Source organism: Rothia sp. LK2492 (assembly GCF_040946345.1).
Taxonomy (GTDB): Bacteria; Actinomycetota; Actinomycetes; order Actinomycetales; family Micrococcaceae; genus Rothia; species Rothia endophytica.
The window spans coordinates 1-902 of sequence record NZ_JAYWLX010000026.1 but is presented as its reverse complement, the minus strand read 5'-3'; the positions used below and the strand labels follow the sequence as shown (position 1 = coordinate 902).

1 protein-coding gene is annotated in these 902 nt (G+C 52.0%); it reads left to right on the top strand.

Going from position 1 to position 902, the window contains the following annotated elements; genetic code table 11:
- Nucleotides 1-120: 120 nt before the first annotated feature.
- The gene (locus VVR27_RS11560; protein ID WP_368548487.1) at nucleotides 121-897 is read left to right on the top strand and encodes a transposase family protein; all 777 of its coding nucleotides are present in this window, start codon (nucleotides 121-123) and stop codon (nucleotides 895-897) included.
- The last annotated feature ends 5 nt before the right edge of the window (nucleotides 898-902 follow it).

The window sequence follows — 902 nt, the reverse complement described above, 5'->3', positions numbered from 1 at the left end:
GAGGCTTATTCAAAAGTAGGCACACACCCCACACCCACCAACTAGACAACGGCCCCACCATAGCGGCAACCTTGAGGATAAATAACCACAAATATTCTCAAACCGCACCAGGAAGAACCGTTGCACCACCAGCGTACAACCGGCCTTACCGCCACGCAATTTGCCGCTCTACTGACAGCCCTGACCAACCAACTCATCTGGGGTAAACCAGGAGGAAGACCACCAGCCCTCACTCCAGCTCAGGCACTCAAAACCACTCTGCTCTACCACCGACACAATCTCACCGAAGAGCTACTTGCTGAAATCTTCACCGTCTCGCAACCTACCATCTCACGGACCATCAACACTATCGAAAAAGCGCTTGCAAAGGTCTTCAAACCTCTAGAACAGCCTTTGAAAATGAGCCTGGATGTACCAGGTTCTTTGGTTGTCGATGGAACTCTTGTACCCACCTGGAACTGGCGTTCACTAGGAAAAACAAATTTTTCGGGCAAACATAAACGAACCGGTTTCAACCACCAAGTCATCTGCACCCTCGATGGCAGGCTCCTAGTCATCACTGACCCGCTACCCGGGGCAAGGCATGATGCTCATACTTTCAGAGCTCACGGGCTAAATCAGCTACTGGATTCCTCGACTCTGGCCGATAAGGGCTATAAAGGCCTGGGGCTAGCAACCCCGACCAGGCGTAAGCCTGGTGTGAAAGTGCCTCAGGGTGTCAAGGATAATAATCGCATTATCAATAGATTGCGGGCTGTGGTGGAGCGGGTTATCGCTCAAGTGAAGACCTGGCGGGTTCTTTATTCGGGGTTTAGGCGGCCGTTGAGTTTGTATCGGCAGGTGTTTTCGGTGGTGCGGGGTCTGGTGTTTTATGCGGCTGGGAGGACTTTTGAATAAGCCTC